General features: G+C 46.8%; 23 protein-coding genes. 16 read left to right on the forward strand and 7 right to left on the reverse strand.

Annotation, left to right across the window (positions count from 1 at the left end):
• Position 1: 1 nt before the first annotated feature.
• Both OH458_RS07275 and OH458_RS07280 read right to left on the reverse strand, forming a co-directional pair.
• Positions 2-1,285 carry a carbohydrate ABC transporter permease gene (locus OH458_RS07275; RefSeq protein WP_269977849.1) on the reverse strand — a complete coding sequence of 428 codons (1,284 nt, stop codon included), beginning with the start codon at positions 1,283-1,285 and terminating at the stop codon, positions 2-4.
• Positions 1,286-1,293: 8 nt separating this feature from the next.
• Positions 1,294-2,520 (reverse strand): sugar ABC transporter substrate-binding protein, encoded by a 1,227-nt coding sequence (locus OH458_RS07280; RefSeq protein WP_038189568.1) that lies wholly within the window; start codon positions 2,518-2,520, stop codon positions 1,294-1,296.
• Positions 2,521-2,924: 404 nt separating this feature from the next.
• Here OH458_RS07280 and OH458_RS07285 point away from each other — a divergent pair, with 404 nt between their 5' ends.
• The 5 genes from OH458_RS07285 to OH458_RS07305 all read left to right on the forward strand — a co-directional run bounded on the left by OH458_RS07285 (position 2,925) and on the right by OH458_RS07305 (position 8,688).
• Positions 2,925-3,932, forward strand: coding sequence for a hypothetical protein (locus OH458_RS07285; RefSeq protein ID WP_005470801.1), 1,008 nt, complete (start codon positions 2,925-2,927; stop codon positions 3,930-3,932).
• A gap of 29 nt (positions 3,933-3,961) precedes the next feature.
• Entirely contained in the window at positions 3,962-4,954 is a 993-nt protein-coding gene (lpxD, locus tag OH458_RS07290; protein ID WP_039484811.1) for a UDP-3-O-(3-hydroxymyristoyl)glucosamine N-acyltransferase, read from the forward strand.
• A gap of 52 nt (positions 4,955-5,006) precedes the next feature.
• A complete protein-coding gene (locus OH458_RS07295) occupies positions 5,007-5,489 on the forward strand; it encodes a glycosidase (RefSeq protein ID WP_269977789.1) in 483 nt (160 codons plus the stop codon).
• Positions 5,490-5,597: 108 nt separating this feature from the next.
• Complete coding sequence (locus tag OH458_RS07300; protein WP_269977790.1) at positions 5,598-6,719, forward strand: ABC transporter ATP-binding protein; 1,122 nt, start codon at positions 5,598-5,600, stop codon at positions 6,717-6,719.
• A 121-nt stretch (positions 6,720-6,840) separates the two neighbouring features.
• On the forward strand, positions 6,841-8,688 hold the full coding sequence (locus OH458_RS07305; protein ID WP_269977791.1) for an alpha-amylase family glycosyl hydrolase: 1,848 nt from the start codon (positions 6,841-6,843) through the stop codon (positions 8,686-8,688).
• Positions 8,689-8,746: 58 nt separating this feature from the next.
• Here OH458_RS07305 and OH458_RS07310 read toward each other — a convergent pair whose 3' ends face one another.
• Together OH458_RS07310 and OH458_RS07315 are read right to left on the reverse strand one after the other, a co-directional pair.
• Positions 8,747-10,120 carry an L-cystine transporter gene (locus tag OH458_RS07310; RefSeq protein ID WP_269977792.1) on the reverse strand — a complete coding sequence of 458 codons (1,374 nt, stop codon included), beginning with the start codon at positions 10,118-10,120 and terminating at the stop codon, positions 8,747-8,749.
• A 186-nt stretch (positions 10,121-10,306) separates the two neighbouring features.
• Positions 10,307-10,987, reverse strand: coding sequence for an NAD(P)H-binding protein (locus OH458_RS07315; protein WP_269977850.1), 681 nt, complete (start codon positions 10,985-10,987; stop codon positions 10,307-10,309).
• A gap of 187 nt (positions 10,988-11,174) precedes the next feature.
• Here OH458_RS07315 and OH458_RS07320 point away from each other — a divergent pair, with 187 nt between their 5' ends.
• The 10 genes from OH458_RS07320 to btuD all read left to right on the forward strand — a co-directional run bounded on the left by OH458_RS07320 (position 11,175) and on the right by btuD (position 22,316).
• Positions 11,175-13,133: a methyl-accepting chemotaxis protein gene (locus OH458_RS07320; RefSeq protein WP_269977793.1), complete on the forward strand. Its 1,959-nt coding sequence runs from the start codon at positions 11,175-11,177 to the stop codon at positions 13,131-13,133.
• Between the two features lie 719 nt (positions 13,134-13,852).
• Entirely contained in the window at positions 13,853-14,464 is a 612-nt protein-coding gene (locus tag OH458_RS07325; RefSeq protein ID WP_269977794.1) for a flavin reductase family protein, read from the forward strand.
• Positions 14,464-15,498, forward strand: coding sequence for a nicotinate-nucleotide--dimethylbenzimidazole phosphoribosyltransferase (gene cobT / locus OH458_RS07330; protein WP_269977795.1), 1,035 nt, complete (start codon positions 14,464-14,466; stop codon positions 15,496-15,498). The genes OH458_RS07325 and cobT overlap by 1 nt, the downstream gene beginning before the upstream one ends.
• Positions 15,495-16,271, forward strand: coding sequence for an adenosylcobinamide-GDP ribazoletransferase (locus OH458_RS07335; RefSeq protein ID WP_269977796.1), 777 nt, complete (start codon positions 15,495-15,497; stop codon positions 16,269-16,271). The genes cobT and OH458_RS07335 overlap by 4 nt, the downstream gene beginning before the upstream one ends.
• A gap of 1 nt (position 16,272) precedes the next feature.
• Positions 16,273-16,812, forward strand: coding sequence for a bifunctional adenosylcobinamide kinase/adenosylcobinamide-phosphate guanylyltransferase (cobU, locus tag OH458_RS07340; protein WP_269977797.1), 540 nt, complete (start codon positions 16,273-16,275; stop codon positions 16,810-16,812).
• Entirely contained in the window at positions 16,805-17,425 is a 621-nt protein-coding gene (locus OH458_RS07345; RefSeq protein WP_269977798.1) for a histidine phosphatase family protein, read from the forward strand. Before cobU ends, OH458_RS07345 begins: the two co-directional genes overlap by 8 nt.
• Before the next feature lie 17 nt (positions 17,426-17,442).
• On the forward strand, positions 17,443-19,233 hold the full coding sequence (locus OH458_RS07350; protein ID WP_269977799.1) for a M3 family oligoendopeptidase: 1,791 nt from the start codon (positions 17,443-17,445) through the stop codon (positions 19,231-19,233).
• A gap of 203 nt (positions 19,234-19,436) precedes the next feature.
• Positions 19,437-20,465 carry a succinylglutamate desuccinylase gene (locus tag OH458_RS07355; protein WP_269977800.1) on the forward strand — a complete coding sequence of 343 codons (1,029 nt, stop codon included), beginning with the start codon at positions 19,437-19,439 and terminating at the stop codon, positions 20,463-20,465.
• A 113-nt stretch (positions 20,466-20,578) separates the two neighbouring features.
• Entirely contained in the window at positions 20,579-21,574 is a 996-nt protein-coding gene (gene btuC, locus OH458_RS07360) for a vitamin B12 ABC transporter permease BtuC (RefSeq protein ID WP_038138229.1), read from the forward strand.
• Positions 21,561-22,316, forward strand: a complete 756-nt coding sequence (gene btuD, locus OH458_RS07365; protein ID WP_269977801.1) for a vitamin B12 ABC transporter ATP-binding protein BtuD — start codon at positions 21,561-21,563, stop codon at positions 22,314-22,316. The genes btuC and btuD overlap by 14 nt, the downstream gene beginning before the upstream one ends.
• 317 nt (positions 22,317-22,633) lie before the next feature.
• Here the strand turns inward: btuD and OH458_RS07370 are convergent, their stop codons facing one another.
• The gene (locus OH458_RS07370; protein WP_038139055.1) at positions 22,634-23,209 is read right to left on the reverse strand and encodes a nucleoside triphosphate pyrophosphohydrolase family protein; all 576 of its coding nucleotides are present in this window, start codon (positions 23,207-23,209) and stop codon (positions 22,634-22,636) included.
• Between the two features lie 185 nt (positions 23,210-23,394).
• Here OH458_RS07370 and OH458_RS07375 point away from each other — a divergent pair, with 185 nt between their 5' ends.
• Positions 23,395-24,456 carry a sensor domain-containing diguanylate cyclase gene (locus OH458_RS07375; protein WP_269977802.1) on the forward strand — a complete coding sequence of 354 codons (1,062 nt, stop codon included), beginning with the start codon at positions 23,395-23,397 and terminating at the stop codon, positions 24,454-24,456.
• A 63-nt stretch (positions 24,457-24,519) separates the two neighbouring features.
• On the opposite strand, the gene OH458_RS07380 is transcribed toward OH458_RS07375, so the two are convergent.
• Positions 24,520-25,080 (reverse strand): DUF1415 domain-containing protein, encoded by a 561-nt coding sequence (locus OH458_RS07380; protein WP_269977803.1) that lies wholly within the window; start codon positions 25,078-25,080, stop codon positions 24,520-24,522.
• Positions 25,077-26,324: an MFS transporter gene (locus OH458_RS07385; RefSeq protein WP_269977804.1), complete on the reverse strand. Its 1,248-nt coding sequence runs from the start codon at positions 26,322-26,324 to the stop codon at positions 25,077-25,079. The genes OH458_RS07380 and OH458_RS07385 overlap by 4 nt, the downstream gene beginning before the upstream one ends.
• Position 26,325 lies beyond the last annotated feature (1 nt).

Here is a 26,325-nt window from a genome sequence, read left to right on the forward strand (position 1 = left end):
GTTACATACCTACGTCGTCTTTAAAGGATTTCATGCGTCGGAACTGCCAAATTGCGATGCCAGACAAGAACAAGAAAATGATGATCGAGATAACAGAGGCAATTTGATACTGCTGGAAGTCGAGCGTGAGCTTGTAGATCCAAGTAATCAGGATGTCTGTGTGACCCGCAAATCGATACTCAGGGTTAATCGGTCCGCCTTCAGTTAGAAGGAAGATGGCGCCAAAGTTGTTGAAGTTATGGGCAAACGTCATCACCAAAGATGGCGCAACTTGGTGTAACACCATAGGTAAGGTGATTTCCCAAAACTGTTGGAACTTACTGGCACCATCCACTTCACTCGCTTCGTACAGATCGGAAGGAATATTGGTCAATGCACCGGCAATCAACAACATGAAGTAAGGTGCGCCGACCCACACACTGACAGCGATAACCGTAATTTTTGCCGTGAATGGATCAGAGAGAAACGCAATAGAATCAAAGCCCCAAGCGTTTAACGTCGCGTTAACCGGCCCGACGCCGTTAAGCAGTAAACGGAACATCAGCAAGGTAACGAAAGCGGGAATGGCATAAGGCAAAATGAAGATAAAGCGCCACGCTTTTTTAGCCTTGATGTCTTTCTTTTGCAGCGCCAGAGCAAGCAGAAAACCAAATCCACAAGTACAGACAGTCGCAAAGAACGCCCAAATTACCGTCCAAGAAGCCACGCCGAAGAAGGTGCTGGACCAGATTTTTAGCTCAAACAGCGCAATAAAGTTTTTAAATCCAACCCAATCCACCAGGTTACGCGGCGGGATATGGTGCGGCGCCGAATAGTTGGTAAACGAGACCAACACGGTGATGACGATTGGCAAAATGATGAACGCGATGCTGGCCAAAAAGGCTGGTGACAGCATGATAAAGGCGAATTTCTCGTCGTAGATCTGCTTGAATTGCTCTGAGAGTGACGCATGGCTCGGCGTTACACTTAGCGCATCTTTCACGTTAATCGTGTAGACACACAAAAACAGAAAGCAGTAAATCAGCGCGATCACCCCTTCAACCAGCATAAAGATAGAGTTGTCGCCGGGGATGATGTCAAAGCCATTACGCACTTGAGCCACATCGCCGAGCGTCACTAATCCTTTTAGTGCGATAGTGATGTCGACGAGAAACAACAAGGTGACGATTTGCAAGGCGAGGAACACAGCCCCTTTGACCCAATGGCCAAAGCGTAGCTGAGTCGCGCCCATAATCAGGATCGAAGCGGGCACCTTAGGTGCCGGCTGAGTTTGTGATAACAACATAGACATCTTTACTCTTGTAATTCAATCTGTTCTGCGATGATTGATCGAGCACGGTCAAGAACCTCTTTCGGTGACTTGTCATTGACCCACATTGCCGTAATGGCACTCGCCATTGGTGACCAAATAAAGCCCATTTCAGGGATGGATGGCATCGCATCGGAATAGAAACCTTGAGTGATGATGGCGTATGTTGCTTCGTCTGCATCAACAATGATCTCTTCCATCACCGATTGGACGGGTGGAATGGCCTTGGTCATCTCAAAGCGTTTTTTCAGCATCTTGTCGCTCGACAGATAATCTGCGAAAAGCTGCGCGGCTCTTGGATATTCCGTGTAAGAAGAGACGACGGCTAGGCGCACGGTTGAAAACGTTCTAGGCTGCTGACCTTCAAGTTTTGGTAGAGGTACAACGCCATAATTGACACCAGAATCTTGGTAGCCTTTGATGGCCCAAGGACCATCGATGATTGCCGCGACTTTACCTTCGCTAAACAAGCCTCGACGTACCTGTGCATTTCTCATGTCGATTGGGTTGGAGTTGTTTGCAACGCGCAGCTTCTTCATCGCCTCTAAGCCTTGCTGCGCTTTCTCTGAATTGATACCGATGTCTTTTGCGTCGGTGCCGTGATTACCAAACTCATACGCGCCGTACAACGTGACAAACGAACGCGACTCGTAATAGTTCTGAATGTCCCACAGCAGCGCGTACTTGTGAGATTTTTTATCGTTGAAAGTTTTCGAAAACTCAATGAGCTCTTCAAATGTGTTGGGTGCTTTTGGCAGTAAGTCCTTGTTATAAAAGAGTGCCGTGGTGGCGAAACTCACCGGGAAACCATAGCTCTTACCTTCTGACTTAGAGGCGTCGATGGCATTTTGCATAAAGGTTTCATTGATGCGCGGTGCGGACACCAAGTTTTCCATCGCACCACCAGCGACAACCAACCTACCCAGCAGGTCATGTTCGATTTCGGCAACGTCCGCGACGCGAGCTGAGCCGCCATCTTGGATCAGTCTTGAAGCTGCATCGATAGGAGCAAGGCCTCGGAAAGAAAACTCGACATCGTAGTTAAAGTCTTGGTTAAACGCTTTAGCCGCGTACTCCATGTAGTCGACTGTTGTGGAGTCCGTCCAGATCAACAGCTCTGCATTGTCTTCTGGGGAGATGGCTTGTGCATTGACCGTTGCCGCGACCAAAAGAGATCCAATCAGTCCTGCTGTAATTAGGTTTTTTTTCATACCCACACCGCTCATTAGGTTAGTAGTCCATAAGATACTACTAGGTTAAAATGCCGTCGTAATAAGTCAATATAATAAACATGGAAATGGTATCTATATGTGATATTTGTCACTAATATCGATCGGTGTTATGGGGTTGCTGTTTGTTATATGAAACCAGGTTGAATAAGGACTCAACGTAAAATTCACTTGTTAATTTTGCCTTATGCTTATGAAAAACAGGGTTTTTGTGACCAAATTCAAAAATACCATCATTAATGGTGATGCAAGTCTCATTTGTATAATCAATAGGAGGAAATCTAAAAATATTTCCAGAACAATAATTAGGCGTTCAACGTGAACTACTAAAATTCATGGCCAGAATTTTTCTAATATCCACTGCCTGGAACAATTAAGGAAATACCGTGAAACGAACAACATTGTCTGTACTCATTGCTAACACACTGCTTTTAAGTACGACCGCATTTGCTGCTAATGACCGAGGCTTTGCCCCTGAAGATACTTTTTTTGATGACGCTCTACAGTTTGGGGGGCATGTCGGCTCATCGGTTGAATATGAATACAAAACAACGACTGACTGGCAGAAATGGGGAGGAGTGAAAGCGACTGAGAAAACTCGCACACACGAAGTGGTGAGTCTGTTTTATCGAAACGCTAAGTGGAACTTAAATGCACTCTATGGCTTTAAATTAGAAGATCGCAAGAAAGAGCAAAAAGGCTACAGTGAGACGGAAGATGGTTATAAACACCTATTTTCAATTGATAAGGGATTCCATTTTGGTGATGGATGGGGCACAGGCTTAATTTATGAACTGGAATACACTCGGAGTCAGTTGTACAGCACAGCCGGTGTATCTGGTCTGAGAAAAACGTCTGGAGAGCATAGCTTAAGACCTTATCTTACATACTGGAACAATGAATATAGCGCGGGCTTCTATTCAAACCTTGAGTACCTAGTAAACAAGGAAGATAAGAGTGAGTGGGGGGATACTCGTGAAGCGGGTTACAGCTTGTTGTTCAAACCATATAAGCGTTTTGCTAACTGGGAGTTTGGTGTAGAGCTGTTCTATCAGATTAAAGAAAATGAAGCGAATGGCAGTAAAGTAGCTGACTTCACAGAGAAATATATCGAACCTATCGTGCAGTACAGCTTTGATGACGCCGGAACCATGTACGTGCGTACTCGAATTGGTCAAAACGAAACTAACGGTATCGGTAGCAAAGATGATTACTTCAAAGATATCCGTAAAGCAACCATTGGCTATGAGCAAGCGCTTGGCGAGGATTGGCTTGTAAAGGCTGAGTATGAGTGGGCCAAAGACACGGAAACATCAAACGCTGACATATACCGTGGTGACGAGAAAGTGGTTGAGCAAAATACTCTATTTGTTCAAGCGCTATACCGCTTCTAAATCCTTCAATCAATAATGGATAACCTGTAATGATTAAAGTTTCAGAAATTGCCCAACTATTGGGTGGGGAAGTCATCGGTGACGAGACACTTGAAATCTCTCAGATTCGCCCTGTAAAGAGCGATGTAAAAGGTGGTCTTGCGATTGTCTTCTCTAAATCTGATTTTAAAGGGCTTTCTGAAACTTTGGCGGACGTCATTATTGGCCCCAAATCGGTTCTCCAATCAAACGCTAAAGTCAAAATCGTCATTGATAAACTCAGTGCTGAGCGTATCAATCAGGTGATGCGCTTTTACAAAGTACACAAGTACCAACTGTTTGATCAAGGCAACACCTCAGACATTGAAGGTGTGTACATTGGTAAACATTGTCAGATTGGCGAAGGCTGCCATTTTATGCCCGGTGTCAAAATCATGAATGGCGTAACGATTGGCAATAACGTTGCCATTCATGCCAACACGGTGATCAAAGAGGGGACGATTATTGGTGACAATGTCACGATTGATTCAAACAACTCGATTGGTAACTACAGTTTCGAATATATGGCCGGCACGCGCACACGTTATGAACGCGTGGAAAGTGTGGGGCGGGTGATTATCGAAGATGATGTTGAGATCGGTTGTAACAACACAATCGACAGAGGCACCTTGGGCGATACGGTAATTGGTCGCGGTACTAAGATCGATAACTTGGTGCAAATCGGTCACGACTGCAAGATTGGTCAGCACTGTCTGCTGGTATCGCAAACGGGATTTGCTGGGCACACCGTATTAGAAGATCACGTTATCGTTCACGGTCAAGCAGGTACAGCGGGCCATCTGACCATAGGCAAGAACTCAGTTGTGAAAGCAAAATCGGGGGTTAGTCACTCCTTTCCGGCCAACAGCGATATCTTTGGCTATCCCGCTAAGAATGCCCGCGAGTATTACAAAAATCTCGCGGTACTAAACAAACTCACCAAAGAAAACAAAAACAAACCGACCGAGAAAAAAGGCTGGCTCGCGCGCTTGTTTGGACGCTAGCAGCATAAATCTTTGAACGAATTAACTCATCATAATAACAAGGAATTGAAACATGAAACGTACGCTACTGGTTACGGCATTACTCTCAAGTGCGCTGATGGGCTGTGCATCTACATCTGATGATGCAAGTTCACAAGCGACGTTGGCAACGGGCCCTTTTGCTGATTGTAACTTGGCCAGCGTTGAAGAACGCGGTCCAATTCGACCTTCACTGTTTGTGGTTGGCACCTTCCCAGATGGCCAATGGCTACACACGGAAAACCGCCAAATGTCTTACAAAGGCAATGGCATTTATCAGGTTGTAAGCGCTGAAAAAGCGGGCAATGTTAGCTTACAGTTTGCAACCATGAGCTGGACACCACAATTTACCGCTGCCGGAATGGAAATGCAGGTTGGGTATGAGAAAGTGCTTAAGCGCGGCGGGTTTGCCAAGAACACGGTTGTTAAGCTGCCAGAAGACGGTAACTACTTATGGTCTATTGAAATCGGCGAAGATAAAAAACCAGTCCGTGCACTAGTGAAAGCTTGTCAGTGATTTAAATAGCACTTCGTTATTTTGGAGTGCTGTTTGATTAGCCGAGCGATGTTAGTTCGGTTAACCAAACAGTTTTAACCAGTTGAAAGTCCATATTCGGAGTATGAGATGGCAACAGTAAGCCTACGTAAAGTAGAAAAAGAATATGACAATGGCTTTAAAGCCGTACACGGCGTCGATCTCGACATTCACGAAGGCGAATTTATGGTCTTTGTTGGGCCATCGGGCTGCGCCAAGTCAACCACATTGCGAATGATTGCAGGCTTAGAGGCGATCACGGGGGGAGAAATCAAAATTGGCGGCCGAGTTGTCAATGATCTGCCACCAAAAGATCGTGGCATCGCCATGGTGTTCCAAAACTACGCGCTTTACCCGCACAAGACGGTGTTTGATAACATGGCGTTTGGTCTAAAGATGCAAAAGCGCCCAAAAGAAGAAATCAAACAACGCGTAGAGGAAGCGGCTGAAAAGCTAGAAATTACCGATCTTCTATATCGTAAGCCAAAAGAGATGTCCGGTGGTCAAAGGCAACGTGTCGCCGTAGGACGCGCCATCGTACGTAAGCCTGACGTGTTTCTGTTTGATGAACCGTTGTCCAACCTAGACGCGAAGCTGCGAGTCTCGATGAGAGTGAAGATCGCTCAGTTGCATCAATCGCTCAAGGAAGAGGGCAACCCTGCGACCATGATCTACGTAACACACGATCAAACTGAGGCACTGACTCTCGGTGACCGAATCTGCGTGTTAAACAAAGGTGAGATCATGCAGGTGGATACGCCAGCGAACTTATATAACTATCCAGCTAATAAGTTTGTGGCAGGGTTTATTGGCTCTCCTGCGATGAATTTGGTGAAAACCACACTACGTCAAATTGGTGAAGATGTGTACGTGGAGCTTGCGCCAGAAGCCAGAATCATCATCCCCAAAGAAAAGCAGCAAAAACTGCTCAACCATATCGACAAGCCTGTTTGGCTAGGTATTCGCCCTGAGCATATTTCGTTAGCTCAAGATGATGAGTCCATTAACGTCCATGCTGGGGAGCTAACGGTGGTTGAAAACCTAGGCAATGAACGATACCTCTACTTTAAACTGGGTGAGAATGAAATCGTGTCGCGCGTTAACAATCAAGAGATCACCACGTCGGACATTGGCAAATCTATTCGTTTCAACTTCGACTCAGGTTTCTGTCATATTTTTGATGGTGAGACAGAACAAAACCTAACCCTATAAGAGACAAGCCGCCTTAACCAAGGTGGCTTTTTTAATAATGAAAACAGTCATTTCGCTCTGCGGAAAGGACTCTTGCGCCCTGAATTCAGGGATAACAATAACGTGAAGTAGGAAAATAAAAATGAAACACAAGCTCGTGCTGCTGTCGACATTGCTTGCCTCACTGCCTGCCATGGCAGATTGGAACCAAGCGTATTTTCGTGGAACCGCCAATGATTGGCAAGCGGAAGCTATGGTGAAAGTTGGGGCCAACCACTGGCAGATTACTAAGAAATTTAACACTGGTGATGGTACCAACCCACCAAGCTTTAAAGTGGATAGGTTCGGCGATTGGTCGGAGAACTACCCACTCAGCAACTATTTGGTTGATCCGAACAAGTCTTACGAAATCAACTTCTATGACGATACCAACACGGTCGTTGTCCATGAGAAGCTGGGCTTCGACATGCGTGACGAAACCATGTACTTCGTCTTTTTGGACCGCTTTGCCGATGGTGACTCATCAAACAACATTGGCAACAACGCCAGCACTTACTCTGCTGATAAGTCAGACTTCAAAAAATACTTTGGTGGTGACATCAAAGGATTACTAGGCAAGTTAGATTACCTAAAAGAGATGGGCATTACTGCTATCTGGATTACGCCACCAGTCAACAACGTAGATCAGCTTAACAAAGATGGTTCTGCAGGCTACCACGGATACTGGGGAAGAGACTTTTTCCAAGTTGATGAACACTTAGGCACCATTGAAGAGTTTCGTGCGCTGAGTACCAAAATGGAAGAGTACGGCATGAAGCTAGTCTTAGACTACGCACCAAACCACTCAAATCCGAACGATGAAAACGAATATGGCGCGCTGTACAAAAATGGCGTTTTCCAAACCGACTTTAACAGCGATACAGAAAACTGGTATCACCACAATGGCGGCGTGACCAATTGGGACGACTACTATCAGGTACGAAACCACAATCTATTTAACCTTTCTGATTTCGACCAAAGCAATGAAAAAACTTATCAATATCTTGCAGAGGGCGCTAAGTTTTGGATCGATCTAGGTGTTGATGCGATTCGCATTGACGCGATTAAACACATGGATAAGTCGTTTATTCAGCGTTGGACATCAGAGTTGTACAGCTACGCGAAATCAAAGGGCAAACCGGGTTTCTACTTCTTTGGCGAATGGATGGATGCGGGCGCTGGCGCGACGGGTATCAATGGCTTGTCTGTCGATTTTGCCAATACCTCTGGCTCGGCACTGCTTGATTTTGGTTTAAGAAACATCATCGAAGATGCGTTGATTGGCCATCATGGAACGGGCATGTACGCCATCAATAATTACATGAAGTTGCGTGACCAAGAGTTTACCTCAAGCGATTGGCAGGTGGTCTTTTTAGATAACCACGATGCGCCGCGTCTATCGACGGTTCTTCGTTCAGATGCGACCAATTTTGGCCCAGGCAAAGATAAGTGGGGCGGTCGTCAGAGCATTCCATTTGCCCAAGATCGTTTAGAGCTCGGTTTGGCCCTGATCATGACGTCTCGCGGTATTCCTTGTATCTATTACGGCACAGAGCACTATGCAGCGAACTTTACGACGAATGGCTTTGGTCAAGTCGGCAACGATCCGTATAACCGCGAGATGATGCCAAGTTTTGATACGACAACTCCCGCGTTCCAAATCATCAAAAAGCTAAGTAAGTTGCGTAAAGAGAGTTACGCAATCCAGCAGGGCAGTTACATCGAACGTTGGGTCAGCAATGACGTGTTAGTGTATGAACGTAATGCGGGTGACGATGTTGTTGTCGTGGCGATGAACATCGGTGGCAATACTTCTGTCAACGCGATCAACCTTGGTTTGGCGAACGGCACTTATGACAATGTGATTGGGGGCGACCAAGTCGTGGTAGCGAACGGTCGCGCAACCTTTAATCTTGATCAGAATGAAGTGATCGTGATTCGTAGCAAATAATTCGATCTTAGTTACGAACTGAATAAAAATGGCCGACAATCGTCGGCCATTTTCTCTTTTAAACGTTTTGCGTCTTTAACTCCGATTCGTTGGATTTGTCTCCAAGCAAACGACTAGTAATGGTACCCGCTGTCATTGCACCCGAAACGTTTAACGCCGTGCGCGCCATGTCGATCAATGGTTCAATCGAGATAAGCAGAGCCGCGATCGTCACCGGCAGCCCCATTGCAGGAAGAACAATCAGTGCCGCGAATGTTGCTCCGCCACCTACACCGGCAATACCGAATGAGCTGATCACAATCATCGCAACGAGCGACAGAATGAAATTAATTTCCATTGGGTTGATACCCACCGTTGGCGCAACCATTACCGCCAGCATTGCAGGGTAGATACCGGCACAGCCATTTTGACCAATGGTGGCGCCAAAAGATGCGGAAAGGTTAGCGATCGCTGGTGGGACATTGAGTTTGTTAATTTGTGCTTCCACATTGAGAGGAATGGTCGCAGCTGAACTGCGTGAGGTGAAAGCGAACGTCAGTACTGGCCAGATTTTCTGGAAGTACTCTTTTGGATTCACGCCAACGAATGAAACCAATAAACCATGAACAACAAACATAAGTGCGATAGCAACGTACGAAGCGACGATAAAGCCAAGCAAATTAAGAATGTCTGATGCGCTAGAGGTTGCAACCACCTTCGCCATTAAGGCTGCGATGCCATAAGGTGTTAGCGCCATGATCATTTTTACTAAGCGCATCACAATGGATTGAGCAGCTTCAACAAAAGTACGAATCGGTGACTCGAGTTCTTCTTTTTCCGCCATCACTTTGCGCGCAGCGATGCCCGTAAGCACGCCAAAAATCACTACAGCGATAATCGAAGTCGAGCGAGAGCCTGTCAGATCGGCAAATGGATTGGTTGGAATGAAACTGACTAGCATTTGAGGAATGGTAAGATCGCTGACACGATCCGCGCGTGTCTCTAGTGCCGCTAAGCGTGCGGTCTCTCGCGCACCTTCAGTGAGACCTTCAGCGGTTAAACCGAATGCTTGAGTTACCATGATGCCGATAATGGCAGATATCGCCGTGGTTGCGAGCAATACAGAAATCGTCAAACCAGAAATTTTGCCAAGCGACCCGCCTTTTTCAAGTTTAACGACGGCGGCAATCATAGAGACCAAAACTAACGGCATGATGATCATTTTCAATAGACCAACGTAGCCTTTGCCCACGACGTTTACCCATTCTAACGTTTGCGAAATGGCTGCGTTTCCTTCACCAAAAACCAGTTGAAGCGCCAAACCAAATGCACTGCCCAATATGAGTCCTAGCAGAACGAGTCGTGAGAGAGTGTGCTGATTACTTTGCTGTTTGTATAGAAACAGCAAAATACCCGCAAATATTGCCAATGAAGCAATAGAGGCAACTGACATAATCGAAATCCTTATATTTATAGGTGACACATTTCAAGAGTGAATGTGTTACAGAATGTGGTTCGAAGGAACGATAATGATTCCAAAGCCTGCTTTAAAGTGACGATTGGGAATGGATTAGAACGAAAGGTTATTTACGTGAGAAGGTGCTACGAAAACAACCTTATTGAAGAAATTAAACTCAGATTATTGATACTTTTTCAGCAGCTTACGCATCAAAACACTATCAAGGAACTGAACTTTTTTATTTGAGTGAGCAAAAATACTGTACTGCATTGCTCGGGCGACGAGCCCCGCTTTAATTGGAATCAACTTAGCAAGCGGACCAATCATTATCGGGCGTAAGATCGTCGCGATCGCTTGAACGATCCGCTCATCAGTTCGCGGCTGTTCACGCAGGCCAACCAACGGCCCTGGTCGGACAAACGTGACGTGTTCAAATTCGAGGCGCTCGATGGCCATTTCCATTTTGCCTTTGCACCTTAAGTAGTGTGAAAACGAATGAATGGAAGCGCCGACACTTGACACTACACAGAGTCGTTTAACACCAATGACCTGCATTTGCTGAGCGACCTTGCACACCAATTCATAGTCGATTTTCTCTAACGCTTCGTTACTGCCTGCTTGCTTTTTGGTTGTGCCAAGGCAGATAAACCCGTAAAGCGGGACTGGCTTGACATCATCCCAATCGTGGATGTCTAAGGTCTGATTTTTGATGACTTCAAGTTTTGAATGGAAAAATGGCAGATCTTGTCGACTTAAGGCATAAATATGCTCGATTGGCTGCTCGTCTAACATCTGCTTGATGAGTTCGGTACCAATGAGCCCGGAGCTACCGGCGATGATCACAATGGGTCGGTCTGTAATGTACAAGTGGAAGCACCAATTACGTTAAGTGATTGACGGGATTTGAACGAGAGCATCGCTTAAATGCCATAAAAAGTCTGTGATCAACGCTTTACTTGTCAAATGGCTTGTTTTCATAAATGGCATCTCTAGTTGAATCGACTAACTTTATAAAAAGGTCATCAACGAAAGCATAAGGCGCTGAGTTATGAAAATTAAACAAAAATTACTACTAGGGCTTGTTGCTGCAACTTTGCTGCCAGTGGCGATCATTTCATATGTCGTGATATCAAGCTCCAGAAGTGAGGCGGTAACCGACTTTATCGAACGAAGTCGCGGAGAAATTAGTCAGGTCGACAACGCGATTCGAATCTACTTTGACGCCATAGAAGATAATGTTCGCATGTTGTCCGAACACCCTGCTATCAAAGCAGCCAATGAGTCCATAACCACATACACAGATAAGCCTTCAGTACAGATGACACCAGACCAAAATAGTCCGGTTGAGCAGCAGATCTATCAATTGCTGGCTCAATTGGGTAACTCGCATTCTGGTTACTCCTACGTCTACATGGGAACTCAAAAGGGTGGATACATTCAATGGCCTAAGGGGAAAACCACCGCAGGCTACGATCCAAGAAGTCGTCCATGGTTTACAACTGCCCAGTCTTCCCCCGGTAGTGTGGGTAGAACCTCCGCTTACTATTGGGCAGCAGACGATGCCACCATAGTTGGCACAGTAAAGTCGTTCACCGCCAATGACACTTCGGCGTCTGGGGTGGTGGCGATTGACGTATCACTCAAGAATCTGACTGATATTGTGAAACAGATAAAACTGGGTGAGACCGGGTATTTGATGATGATTGAGGACTCAGGCAATGTGCTGGTCGATGCCAACAATCCAGACAACAATTTCAAGGACGTGAATTCTCTTGGTCAAGCATATCAACAGATCGGTCAGACTCGCGAAGGGGTGTTAGATGTCACCCTAAACGGCGAACACTACATGGCGAACGTGTATCACTCAGAGAAACTGGGGTGGAAGTTTGTGGGTTTGATTACCTATGACGAGGTGATGGAAGATAGCCAGAGTCTTCTAAGCTACATTTCAGTCATCGTCATTGTTTTGGTGGTGATATTCATTGCGGGAGCCATTTTCCTTGCGAACTTGATCGCTAAGCCTCTTACGCTTGTTTCTACAGGCTTAAAGGAAATCTCTGAAGGGGAAGGAGATTTAACCAAAGAGCTGCAAGTTCGATCTAGTGACGAAACGGGTGAGTTAGCGGGTTACTTTAATGCGTTCCTGAAAGCGATCAGACAACTGATCCAACAGATATCACAAGCGGGTCATGCGATGGGTGAATCAGCTTCCCGTGCTTTGACCGTGTCTGAAGATCTTGCGCAGGTGTCCGAACGTCAAAACCAAGCGGTAGAAATGGTGTCGACCGCGTTTAACGAAATGGTTGCCACGGCTAACGAAGTCGCGACATTGTGTACTACCGCTGCCCAAGCCGCAGACAGCAGCCAAGCGCTTGTTACTCAGGGACAAAAGGACATTAACCAAGCGGTCTCAAGCGTGAATGAGTTGGCACAACTTATCTCGGCATCTTCTGAAACCATTGCAGAGTTAGAGCAAGACAGCCAAGGCATCACCGCGATTTTGGATACGATTCGAGGTATAGCAGAACAAACCAACTTGCTAGCATTGAACGCAGCCATCGAAGCGGCAAGGGCGGGCGATCAAGGGCGCGGTTTTGCGGTTGTGGCTGATGAAGTGAGAGCGCTTGCTAAGCGTACCCAAGACTCCACCGAAGAGATCAACGAGTTGGTCATGCGCTTGCAAAACCGAACCAAAGAGGTCACACAGCAGATGTCTGTCAGCTTAAATGCCTCAAACGAAACGGTTGAAATGACCGAGTCAGTCAACACCAGCTTCAGTGGCATTTCCGAGTCAGTCTCTTCGATTCACGATATGAACACTCAGATCGCGACTGCAGCGGAAGAGCAGCATTTAGTGGCAGAAGAGATCAATCGCAACATTCAGCAAGTGCACGAGGACACACAAAAAGTCGATGACGTAGCGGGTCGAGCTCAGTTGAACTCGCAGTCGATGCAGCAATCGGCAGATGAGCTTAACGCCTTAGTTACCAAGTTTAAAACCGACTAATTCCCCCCAAACAACAAAGACCTCGCCTGTTAGCGAGGTCTTTTTCTATGAGAGAAAGTGATTAAACGTTAAGTGAGAGACAATGGCACGCGCTTTTGAGTTTTTTGGCCATTCTTAACTGGTTTTTGTTTTTTGGAACGTTGATTGGCAAACATAACTACCTCCTTTGCTATCAACTTGAGCGCACATTACGCGTCAACATTTCTCCCTTGCACTTTTGGTGCCATGGGGTGTTAGGCTCTGTATTAAGTAAGGTTTATGAGCCATAGGAGAACGTCAATACTTATAAGGATAGTATCAATTTTGGATTTCTTTCATATTGATTATCAAAATGAAACGTCTTACTAGGGTCTGTTGATCTTTCGAGCTGATTTTTGCAGCAGTTTGTGGGAAATTTATACAAGGAAGAGGCTTTGAAGTGTAGCTAGCCTACATGAAAAGCCGATAACACAGTAGAAATGAACCACAAATGCTGCCCGAAGGGTTCGGCTAAAATCGTTTTATGCTTTGTTAAGGGGTATTTACTTAGAATGACTAGGCTACACACCCCTTGCCGCGCCTAAAACGATTTTATCTCGAACAAAACTTAACCGCGAAAGGTCAACAGACCCTAACAAACGTACGGGTTTCATGTTTAGGAAAAGTAAAAGTGGATGTCTAGGCTAAGATTTCGCGATACACTCATATCCAATCAAGGACTTAGCCACTAAGGAAAGACAATGAATCTCGAGATGAGTACCCTTTCGCCGACTCAAATCTATCATTTGATGACCCAAACGATCATTCCGCGTCCCATCGCTTGGGTACTCACAGATTCAGGGGAAGCAAACTATAACCTTGCACCTTTTTCCTATTTCAGCCCAGTTTCAAGCAATCCGCCATTAATGATGTTCTCCGTTGGGAAAAAGCCCTCGGGAGAAATCAAAGACACGACACGCAATGTGTTAGAAACCGGAAAAATGGTAATTCACATCGCCAACGTTGATTTGGCGCAGCAAGTGACACAGAGCGCGGCAACACTAGAGCATGGCGTCTCCGAAGTTAAAGCGAGTGACATTGAGTTGGTGGAATTTGAGGGCTTTTCATTGCCGAGAGTGAAAGCGTGTCCAGTCGCGTTTGGGTGCTCACTATTCGAGGTGAAAGAGATCGGCAATACACCGCAAAGCCTGATCTTTGCCGAGATCGAGACCATGTATATTGACCCGTCAGTCATCGGTGAGCGAAGTGATCGAGTTGTGGTCGATGCTCTAAGTATCAACCCTTTGTCACGCTTAGGAGGCTCGGAATACGCTGTGCTTGAGAAAACCTTTTCTGTCGCGAGACCACAATAATGAGCTTAAACACCCAACACTCTGAAGCAATCTGGCATCGCATCAATAACAAAACCAAACCTTTGGGCTCGTTAGGTCAGCTTGAAGCGTTAGCGCACCAACTTGCTCTTATCCAAAGCCAATCGAAACCAGAAGCGGCTGAACACATTGATATCAAAACGCCGACCGTGGTGGTTTTTGCTGGCGATCACGGGATCGCGGAAGAAGGTGTCAGCATTGCCCCAAGCGTGGTGACCCAGCAAATGGTAATGAACTTTCTAGCGGGTGGTGCCGCGATCAACTGTTTCTGCCGAGCGAATGAGATTGCACTCAAAGTGGTCGATTGTGGGATCTTGTGTCCAGTCAATCAGCAACGCGAAGACTTTATTATTCAGCGATTGGGCGAACGCACCAACAACCTTGCCAACGAAGCCGCGATGAGCATGGCGCAAGTCAATGAAGGGATAGCATTCGGGCGCCGAGTCGTTCAGCAACTGACAGAGCAGGGCAGCAATTTGCTTATGTTTGGTGAAATGGGCATAGGGAACACTTCAAGTGCGGCTGCGATACTGGCGGCGATTTCTCAGCGTCCTGTTGAAACGTGTGTTGGTTTGGGCACGGGAATTAGCCAAGAGCAGCTAGAGAAGAAAATCACCCTCATAGCAAAAGGTGTTGAGCGCTGTGTTGGTCAAGATGTTCATACCATTCTTTCCCATGTGGGCGGTTTCGAAATTGTGCAAATGGTCGGCGCGTTTCTTGAGTGTGCCGAGACAAAAACGCCCGTGCTTGTCGATGGTTTTATCGCGACAGCCGCTGCGTATGCCGCGTACCAAATCAATCCAGATTGTCGAGCATTGATGATTTTTGCGCATAAGTCGCATGAAGCTGGGCATCAATATCTACTGCAAGAGCTTGATGCAACGCCTCTTTTGGATTTGTCATTGCGCCTTGGTGAAGGCACAGGTGCAGCGTTGGCTGTCCCTTTAATTCGAGCTGCGGCCGAGTTTTATAACAACATGGCGAGCTTTGAAGAAGCAGGAGTGGAGGTTGAATGACCGCCAAAGCTAGATACCAAGCAGAGCTCTTTTTGTTAGCGCTGGGCTTTTTCTCCCGTCTCCCAATCCCGAAAGAGACGCCATACAGCGAAGAGCGGATGAATCAAGCTGGGCGCTACTTTGCCTTGGTTGGGTTGTTACTTGGCGTGCTGTGTGCAGGCGTTTATACACTCTCGTATCTTCTGTTTAGTGCCGAGGTGTCGCTTTTTCTCACCATGGCTTTTAGTTTGTTGCTCACAGGGGCTTTCCATGAAGATGGATTGACCGACATGGCGGATGGTATTGGTGGAGGGATGACGCAGCAAAAACGTCTGACCATCATGAAAGACAGCCGTATCGGCACCTACGGAGCAACGGCTCTGATGATGGCACTGCTAGGCAAGTACCTGTTTTTGTCTGAGTTGGCTCAACATGCTGTCTTAATCCCAACCTTGATCGCGGGCTACGTGGTGAGCCGCGCGCTCGCTGCGTCACTGATCTACGACATGCCCTATGTTACGGACTCCGACACAAGTAAGAGCAAGCCGTTGGCAAACAAGCAAAGTAAGGTTGAACTGGGCATCTTGATACTGTCTGGACTTATCCCAGCGCTATGGTTAGGCGTTCCCTTGATGCTCGCTGTGTTGTTGGTGTTATTGCTGTTTCGTTTTCTGTTTAAGCGTTGGTTGATAAAACGCATCGGTGGTTTTACTGGTGATTGTTTAGGCGCCGCTCAGCAAATCAGTGAATTGCTCGCTTATTTGGTCGTACTTTGTTGGTTGGGAGCTCATTGATATGACTGTGCATTTGATTCTTGGAGGCGCTCGCTCGGGTAAATCGAGCTATGCTGAGACGCTTCTTCTCAACGAACAAGGCAACCGACATCGGCATTATGTCGCAACCGCGCAGGTCTTTGATGAAGAAATGAGTCGCCGAGTCGCTCATCATCGGCAGCGGCGCAGAAATAACTGGCAAGAACACGAATGTCCCTACGACCTGCCTTCATTGTTGGCGCGTTTTACCCATAACGATATTGTGCTGGTGGATTGTTTGACCTTGTGGATGAACAACGTCATATACAACCACGGAGAGACGGCAAGTGAAGCGCAAATTCGATCGCAAGTTTCACAGTTGGTCGATGCGTTGAACAAATCCACAGCGACTTTTGTGATAGTGTCCAACGAGGTCGGTTTAGGCGTTATCCCAATGGGCGAAGTCACTCGGCTGTTTGTCGATCACGCAGGGTGGATGAACCAAGCGGTGGCGAAAGTTGCAGAGAACGTTACTTTTATCGCCGCAGGTTTACCTATGCAACTGAAGGGCGCACATGGATAAGGTTGTTAATATTTATCTTCTGCGCCATGGTAAGACCGTCGGAGCGCCTGCCTTGTATGGTCATACCGATGTGGCGGTAGACGATCAAACGCAGCAACAGATATACGAGCGTATCAAGGCAAGCGCAATGAACATTGAGCGGGTGATTTCGTCACCACTAAAACGCTGCGCACAATTAGCTCAGTTCTTTGACGCGTCACCAGCCAATATTGACGTTGCCATATGGCCTGCGCTAAAAGAAATGCACTTTGGCGAGCTAGATGGGGTACCATTTGACGCTGCCAAATCTTTTTGGTCAGAGCTAGAACAATTTTGGCGCTCTCCCGCAGAGAATACGCTTCCTGGGGCTGAGAACCTGGGCGACTTTTATACAAGAATAACCAAGAGCTGGGAGCAGCTTGTAACAGATGTCGAACAAGACACATTAGTCATTTGTCATGGTGGAACTATCAGGATGATTCTCGCGTCGCTACTGCCACTTGATTGGCAAGACTGCCGCTTGTATTCAACGTTACAAATAGGGCACCAGACAATCAGTCACATTCAGATCATTAAAGCCGATGCGATTTATGATCGTGTGTGCTCTATTGGCGCACCCATCGAATCATCGTGAGGGCAAGGAATATAACAATGACGACACCAAATTGGGATTTGTCGATCGCTTACCAAGGATTAAGCGACAGCAAAATCACTCAAGATATTGAACTAATCCAACAATGTATCCAGACGTTAATTATTCACGCTGACTCAAGGACCTCTGTGTCTGTCGTGCAAAACGCGATTCAAACCAGCGAAGCGGCAGGTAAGCTTCTCGCCACGATCAACACCTTCGCTAACTGTCACGCATCAACAGACGCGACCAACAGTGAGGCAAAAGCGCTGATTGGTCGAGTTGCCAAACTGAGCTCAGAGTTGAGCCAAGCGTTTACTCCGTTCCAAGATATTTTGGTAACGTCACCGGATAGTTTTGTTGAACAGGTACTTAGCCACGAGAGTACGGACGTTTCAGGACAAAGCTTCCAAATAGAGTCGATGCGCAAACTGGCTGATACCAAGCTAAGTATTGCTGAAGAGCAATTGCTGTCGGCGATGGAAGTAGACGGCAAAGATGCGTGGGGCCGCCTTTACGATAACATCACCGGTTCACTGCAAGTCACCTTGGAAGATGGCATCAAGACTCAAGTGGGCTTTTCTCACGCAGCGAGCACCTTGTATGGCACCGAGTTTAATGCTCAGGAGCCAGCGTGGCGTGGTATCCAGAATGCGATGCGACAAAATCAAGAGTCGTTCGCTGCGATCTTAAATGCCTTGGCGGGATGGCGTTTAACCGAATACCAAAAACGCTCTAAAGTTCGCGATGTCCATTTTCTAGAACCAAGCCTGCACGATAGCCGTATCCAAGCCGAAACCTTGGATGCCATGATGAGCACTGCCAAGGCCAATCGTCATGTTGGGCAGAAGGCGGGTAAGCTAATGGCTCGCGTTCATGGCTTAGCGCAGATGGCACCTTGGAATCACTTGGCAGGAATGCCTAGCCTCACAGACGCAGAACCTAAAACTTACCCATTTGACGAAGCGATAGAAATCATTCGTTCGGCTTTTGCCACTGTGGACAATGAGATGGCTGAGTTTGTCACGCTGATGGTTAAAAATGGTTGGATTGACGCCGCGCCGAGTGAGAATCGACGCTTAGGCGCCTACTGTACTAAATTTGCTGCAACACGTACGCCGTTGGTATTTATGACTTGGGGTGGCAGTCGCTCTGACTTGCTGACACTTGCCCATGAGATTGGTCATGCGTTCCACAACTGGGTGATGCGTGATATGCCGTTGTGCCAAACCCGTTATCCAATGACGTTGGCGGAAACCGCCTCGATATTTGCCGAAAATATCGTACGTGATTATCTGCTTGAACAAGTTGAGAGCCGTGAAGAAAAGCTCGAAATGCTGTGGGAAGAGCTGTCTAGCTGCTATGCCTTGATGGTCAATATCCCAGTTCGCTACGAGTTCGAAAAACAGTTTTACGAGCAGCGTCAGGGCGGTGAGCTTGATGCGTCTCAGCTTTGTGATTTGATGGGCGAAACGTGGCAGGAGTGGTACGGGGATTCTATGTCTGAACCAGACCGCTATTTTTGGGCGAGCAAACTGCATTTCTCAATTTCTCAAGTGAGTTTCTACAACTACCCGTATTTGTTTGGCTATCTATTTAGTATCGGCGTGTATGCGCAAAGAGAAAGCAAAGGTGAACAATTCTACCAAGATTACGTCAGCTTGCTGCGAGATACGGGTTCAATGATGGCTGAAGACGTTGTTAACAAGCATCTCGGTATGGATCTGACGACAGCTGATTTTTGGCAGCAAAGTATTGATAGAGTTGCAACTAAAATAGATGAGTTCGAATCGTTGCTAGATCAAAAATAGCCGATTCTTGTTTATGATATGATCATCAAGCCGAGCGAGCGCTCGGCTGTTTTGCATTGCGAGTGCTTTCCGTTTACACCCCTGTGTAGCAATTTGACAATTTACGATGCGGCACACGATTTGTGTCGATAAGTGGGATCGCTCCTACATAATTTGTCAGAACAATTCATTAACATACTCGCTGTGCAATAAAGGAGTAGCGCATGACGAAAAACCTCTTTCGCCAATCTTTTCTTTTTGACAGCTTAGACTTAGAACAAGAAATGCCAGCTGGAGAGATCACAGTAGCTGGTGGAGCGGTCTTTAAATTACACCAACGTGGTGTACTTGAAGTTATTCCTGCAACCGTCACGCAGGAAACAAAACATATAATCTTCTCTTGTGGAATCCATGGTGACGAAACAGCGCCCATGGAGATCGTTGATAAAATTGTGGCCGATATTCAGTCGGGATTTCAGTCTGTTACTGAACGTTTGTTATTTATTATCGCTCATCCGGCAGCGACCAACGCTCATACCCGCTTTTTAGATGTGAACTTAAATCGTCTATTTGATGAGAAAGAGTATGAGCCATCTATTGAGCTGGATATCGCAAGCAACCTAAAACGTGTCGTCACGGACTTTTATCAAGACACGCCTCAAGAGCAGCGTTGGCATCTGGATCTTCACTGTGCGATTCGTTTATCTAAACACTATTCATTTGTCGTTAGCCCGAAAACACGACATGCAGTGCGCAGTAAAGCCTTAATGGATTTTGTCTCGAGTGCTCATTTGGAAGCGGTGATGTTCTCCAATGCGCCATCGAGTACATTTAGCTGGTTCAGTGCCGAGAATTTTGGCGCTCAAGCACTCACCATTGAACTGGGTCGAGTGGCACGCATCGGTGAAAATGAGCTCGACAAACTGGTCGCTTTTGATTTAGCAATGCGTGATTTGCTGAGCGCGTCTAAACCAGAGCACTTACCGCGTCCGCCTGTGATGTACCGAGTGAGCCGAACCATTGTTCGCTTACACGATGATTTTGACTTTATGTTTGATGACAATGTGGAAAACTTCACGGCATTCAAACATGGCGAAGTGTTCGGTCATGATGGAGATAAGCCGCTGATGGCGAAAAATGAAGGCGAAGCGATTGTATTCCCAAATCGTCATGTCGCCATTGGGCAACGAGCTGCGCTTATGGTTTGTCCGGTCAAGACAAGGTATGAAGAAGGGCAGGTTGTTTACGATTAACACGCTCGATGAGTAAACTTCGTCTTCAGACTTCCTATTTCAATGGCTTAACGGTATCGTTAAGCCATTATTTTTACCCACAGGGAATCGGCCTCACCAGCGTTTAATCATCCATGGAATTTAGTCAATTACTCTTTCGTAAGCAAAGGCGCTGGAATCTGTTTGCTTTCTTCATGACCACGTTACTCCTTGTCTTGAGTACTATTTATCTTGCGGTCGGTGAGCTTACGATCTCCCCATTCTCCGAAATTACCCCTTTGATGGAGCAGTTGGTCATGCAACTGCGATTTCCACGTCTGCTAACTGCGATAGTTATTGGTGCGTCGCTCGCCTTGTCTGGCGCTGTACTTCAGGTGCTCCTTGGCAATGTATTGGCAGAGCCTGGTGTTATTGGCATCTCAGGTGGCGCAAGTGTGATGATGGTGTTGGTGCTGTTCTTTTTGCCCGCAATGGCGACGCCAATTGGTTTTATGTCTGCGGCCGTGTGTGGCGCCTTGCTGTTTACTGGACTACTTGTTGCTTTTGCGCGAATGGCTAGGCTTACCACAACGCGCTTGCTGCTCGTTGGTGTTGCATTAGGTATCTTGAGCGGCGCAGTGGTGACATGGGCATTTTATTTCAGTGATGACTTGAGCCTGCGTCAACTGATGTACTGGTTGATGGGTAGCATTGGGGGCGCAAGTTGGGGGCATCATATTCTCAGCTTAGTTTTACTTCCTGTGATGATTTGGCTTTGTTTTAAAGGGCAATTGCTCGACAAGCTCATGATGGGCGAGCTTCATGCCAAGCAGTTGGGCATTGATGTAGACGCGGTGCGTTGGAAGCTCATTTTGGCGGTGTCAATCTTAGTGGGTGGCGCGGTTGCGTTGGGCGGCATTATTGGTTTTGTAGGTTTAGTGGTGCCTCATCTACTTAGGCTCTCTTTGGGCAGTGAAAATCGCTACCTGCTGCCGATGTCAGCCCTAAGCGGGGCGACCTTGTTGGTGCTCGCGGATATTGTCGCAAGAACGGCCCTTGATTCGGCAGAGTTACCTTTGGGGGTGGTGACCACAACGATCGGCGCGCCTGTGTTTATTTGGATGTTGGTGAAAAATCATGATTCGCGTTAGCCATTTATCCGTCGGTAAGCGTTTGCTGCCGTTCTCTTTGCAGGTCGAATCCGGTGAGGTTCTACACGTTGTCGGACCAAATGGCAGCGGGAAAAGTACGTTTCTCAATGCGTTAGCAGGAATGATTGAATATCAGGGCGAGGTATATTATGACCAGACTGAGATTCGCCATTACTCCTTTGAACGTTTAGCCAATGATCGCGCCTTACTGTCACAATCGGATCGACCCGCCTTCAACTTGGTTGTAGCTCATTATCTTGCGCTGTCTATCCCTAGTGCCAAAACTCACCCGACAACGCTCATTGATGTGACAGTCAATGAACTGGCCGACATTTTACAGCTTACCGACAAGCTTCATCGTCCTATTCATCACCTTTCCGGCGGAGAGTGGCAACGCGTTCGCCTGTGTGCCATTTGCTTGCAAATCTGGCCAACATTAAACCCGACTGCGAAGCTGCTCATTTTGGATGAACCCGCAGCGCCTTTGGATATTGGTCAAGAGAGCATGTTGTATCGCCTAATCCGCAGAGTGGCTTCCATGGGGTTGTCGGTCGTTATGTCTAACCACGACCTGAATCGGACTTTGAACTACGCTGATCGCGTGGTGCTATTTGATAAGGGGGTGATGCAGCAGTTTGGATCGCCACAAGAGGTATTGACCGAAGAGCAACTGGCAAACGTATTCAGCACTCAAGTGACAAAGGCGGTTGTCAATCAAAAGCCAGTGTTGCTGTTTGATTAGTTGGACAAGCGCTAACCCAGCAATTTTGCTCAGCCAGATGAACCATATTTGGGTGCAGTCTGCACCACGGCAGCGCAGGGTATTCATTAGCTTAGGCTGAGTATTGACTTCTTTTTGTTTAAAATCAATGACTTGTGTGAAATTTAAAAACTGGCATGCCAATCGCAATAGAGAGAGTGATACATTCTCGTTCTTGTTTGACTCTACTGGGATGTGAAAGGGTGGGAACGTTTTTCTCGTCTTAGATGAAATGGAGTCGTAATTTTCGATATGGCAGCTTCCGCCACCTAGGTTTTACCTCAGGTGGCGGCTTTTTATTATTTGGTCAGTGGCGCTAAATCTGCCGGACGGTAGTACACCGATTTTAACACCTTGCCTTGACGAATGGTCTTGCCTTCAGACACAAAATCTTCAGCACATTTTGCAATAATGTAATCGCCTTTTTGCACGGCCATCAGCTTGATGCCTTGCTCTGCGTAGTGAGATTCTGTCTCTGCGTACTCTTTCTCACTGCGGCACACTTTACTCATGTTGCTTGAGTGCACTTCATCCCAACATGGAACGAAATCAATGCCACGGTTTACTGCCACATTCAAAAGCAGGTCAATCAAATAGTTAATCGCTAGATTGTCTTCGATTTTGTCATGGCCAAGGTGGACCAAACGACCCATCAAGACATAGACGCTATCAACAATCGCATCAGCCTGCTCTGTTTTACAATCTGCTTCCGCTAGCTCGGTAAGCTCCTCAATGGCAAGAGAAGTATGCAGGGTGTCTGCTTTCTCGTCTAAGCTTTCAGGAGAGGCGACGGGAAGGTCAAACGTGCTTCGAAATTCAGAAATGTCGCGGTACAGGTGGTCAAAAATGTCGTTGGTGAGTTTAGAAAGGTGCATATCCATTAACCCGGATGTCTTTAAGATTGGCCAATACTACCAAAGCCATTTCGCTGCGGCTATCTGGGGAGCAAAATTAATGGAGTGAGCGGCAAATAATTGAACGCCATTTTGAAAAATACGTTGCATTGTTTGGTTGGCTAACTCTATCTTTAATATACAGTTTATAAATTGGTGGGAAGAGTATGGTCGTAGAGAGTGAAAGTGAGAAAGTGATTCGCCGCTTGTATCAAATCACCAATGACTATCAAAAAGGGTTTGATATCCAAGTAAGCCAACTGATCATGATGGGCTTAGAACGTTTTGATTTGGATATCGGTATTTTGTCCCACATTGAGGGTGATAAATACACCGTGCTGCATTGCGTAACACCTGAAGGGATTGAATTAAACATCGGTGATACGTTTGAGTTTGATAAAACCTATTGCCAAATCACCTGCGGTTCGTTTGGACCGGTGATGATTGAAAACATGGGAGAAAGTGATAAATACGCGACTCACCCAGCCTATCAAGCCTTTGGACTCGAGTCGTACATCGGTGTGCCGATTTTCATTGATGATGAAATATTTGGTACGTTGAACTTCTCGTCTGCCATCCCTTACCCAAGAAAGTTCAGAGAGATCGATGTCGATGCGTTGAAGCTGATGGCTTCTTGGATAGAGGTTGAACTGATTCGCCGTAAGCAGGAAGAGCGACTACAGCAGCTAAATGCGAGGCTTGAATACCAAGCCTACCACGACACACTAACAGGCGTGGCGAATCGAAGAAGTTTGTTTAAAACCGTTCATCTGGATATTGAACGAATGAAACGCGCAGGCGGAAAAGGGACATTAGCCATCGTGGATATTGACCACTTTAAACTGGTCAATGATAACCACGGCCACCAAATCGGCGATGACGTACTAAAGAAAGTCGCCACAGCCATCCAAGCCCAATTGGTTGAGAGCGATTTTATCGCTCGTTTTGGTGGCGAGGAGTTTGTGGTTTGGTTACCTGAGCGAGTACTCGAAGAGAGACGAAGCATCATTGAGAAAGTGCGCACCTGTGTGAACAGCATTTTGGTTGATGGTCAGCCGATTACGGTGTCTGTCGGAGCGTGTGAGTTTGATTTTTCCAGCCTGGTGAACCAGCAGTGCAACAAAGCCACCTTGGATGAAATTATTCATATTGCTGACGATAATCTCTACCGCGCGAAAGATGCAGGAAGGAATACAACCGTTCGATCATGTTTGAGCGAGCCAATCTAATCCCTTTAGTCTCACCCATAGAAAAAGCGCCGTTTGGCGCTTTTTGGGATTGTGCAGACCGTGTTAACTGAATAAATACGGGAACAGTTTTTTACGCTCTTCTGGCGTGAGGGATTCGACACGGGCGATGTTAGTGTCAGGAATCGCTTCAGGGTTGGGATAGTGTTTGAGGACTTTTTCCATGCTCTCTTCGCGAATCAAGTGAAATACGGGATAAGGAGAGCGGTTGGTTAAGTTTTCTGCGTCTTCAGGCTCAGTTCCACCGAAACAATAGTCAGGGTGGAAGGTGGCCAACTGGAAAACTCCTTCCCAATCTTGCTGTTTAATAAGCGCTTCGACCCAATCAATAAACAAGTTGTAGTCATAAAAATCGGCCAGCATATTTGGCGCCACAACCAGCGTAGTTTCAAGCTCTTCGGCCGGCGTTGCGTCAAGCTCAAGCAGTTGAGTCAAGATATCTTCAAGCAGAGTTTCTTCTGTGTTTGCTTCGCTGACAAAGATCTTAATCTGCTTATTGCGCTGTGGCTTTGCGGCGAACGGGCACAAATTGAGCCCGATCACGACGTCGTTGAGCCATTGTTCGACTTGCTGAGCAATTTCGTTGTTAGAGCGTGTTGTTATCATTTTGCTTCCAAGTTTGAATTTGCCGCTAGAATAGCAGATTTCCCTCCTTGCGGCTTGTCTTGCGATAAGCGTTTGTCGTGCTTGGCGAGGCGATAGCTCAAGAAAAATAGGCCGAGATAGAGTGCGCTTCCGCCTTGCATAACCCCATACCAACCTGCGTGTTGCCAGCAGTAGATTAGGAAGAAGCCGCCCAGGCTGCCACCGATATAGTAGTGAACTAAGTACAAAGCAGTTGCCGTCGCTTTAGCCTGCGTAGCTTTTCGGCTGACCCATGAATAAGCCAAAGTATGAGTGAAAAAAGCGCCAAAGCTGATGCACATTAAGCCCAATATCATGGCCCACAATGAATCGATATAGGCAATGCACATGCCCAAAAGACTGATTATCGAGCTAGCGATGATGCCTGAGATGGGGGAGTAGCGCTTGCTCCAAGTTGAGGTCAGTTTCGAGCTAAGCGTTCCCGCCAGATAGCAAAGAAAGATCAAGGATGCTAAACCAATCGGCAAATTATGCGGTGCGGCAACCAGCCTAAATCCCATCACGGAGTAGAGGTTAACGAACAAAGCAAAGTTAATACCACCAATCAACATAGCCAGCCACAATGTTGGGTTTTGTACATGTTTAATCAGCGCTTTATTGTGATAACGAAGCATGCCGCGCTGTGGAGTAAAGTTACGTTGTGCAGGCAGTAGACGAACCACAAGTAGCGCGCCTGCGAAAGTAAAGAGGGCAATCGCGAGCACAGCATATTGCCAACCAAGGTGTTCGGTGAGCATGCCCCCTGCAATACGACCGAAAATTCCGCCTAAAGAGTTTGCAGCAATGTAAGTACCAATTGCGCGGGCAAATGCGGTTTCTGATAACTCTTCCACCATGTAGGCAACCGCCACCGACGCAAAAGCAGCGAGTGCGACGCCGAGTAACGCTCGAAGGGCAACAATGGTAATCAATGATTCGCTGACAAGCATGGCGACGTTGATGAAAGGAATCGCAATAAGGCCGATCAACATGATACGACGGCGGCCAAAGGACTCCGATGCCACAGCCCAAGGCACCAAACAAATTGACAGTGCCAGCGTTGATGCCGCGAACACCCAGTTGATCTGAGTTTCACTGACGGAAAAGTGCTGAGCCATAAATGGCAGCATGGGTTGAAAGAGGTACAGATTGCAAAAAATCAGAAATGACGCCAGTGCTAAGCCCCAGGTGACATGGTGATATTGCTTGGTGCCGATTTGGATCATG

Source organism: Vibrio sp. MarTm2, assembly GCF_027587055.1.
In the GTDB taxonomy this organism is placed as follows: Bacteria; Pseudomonadota; Gammaproteobacteria; order Enterobacterales; family Vibrionaceae; genus Vibrio; species Vibrio sinaloensis_D.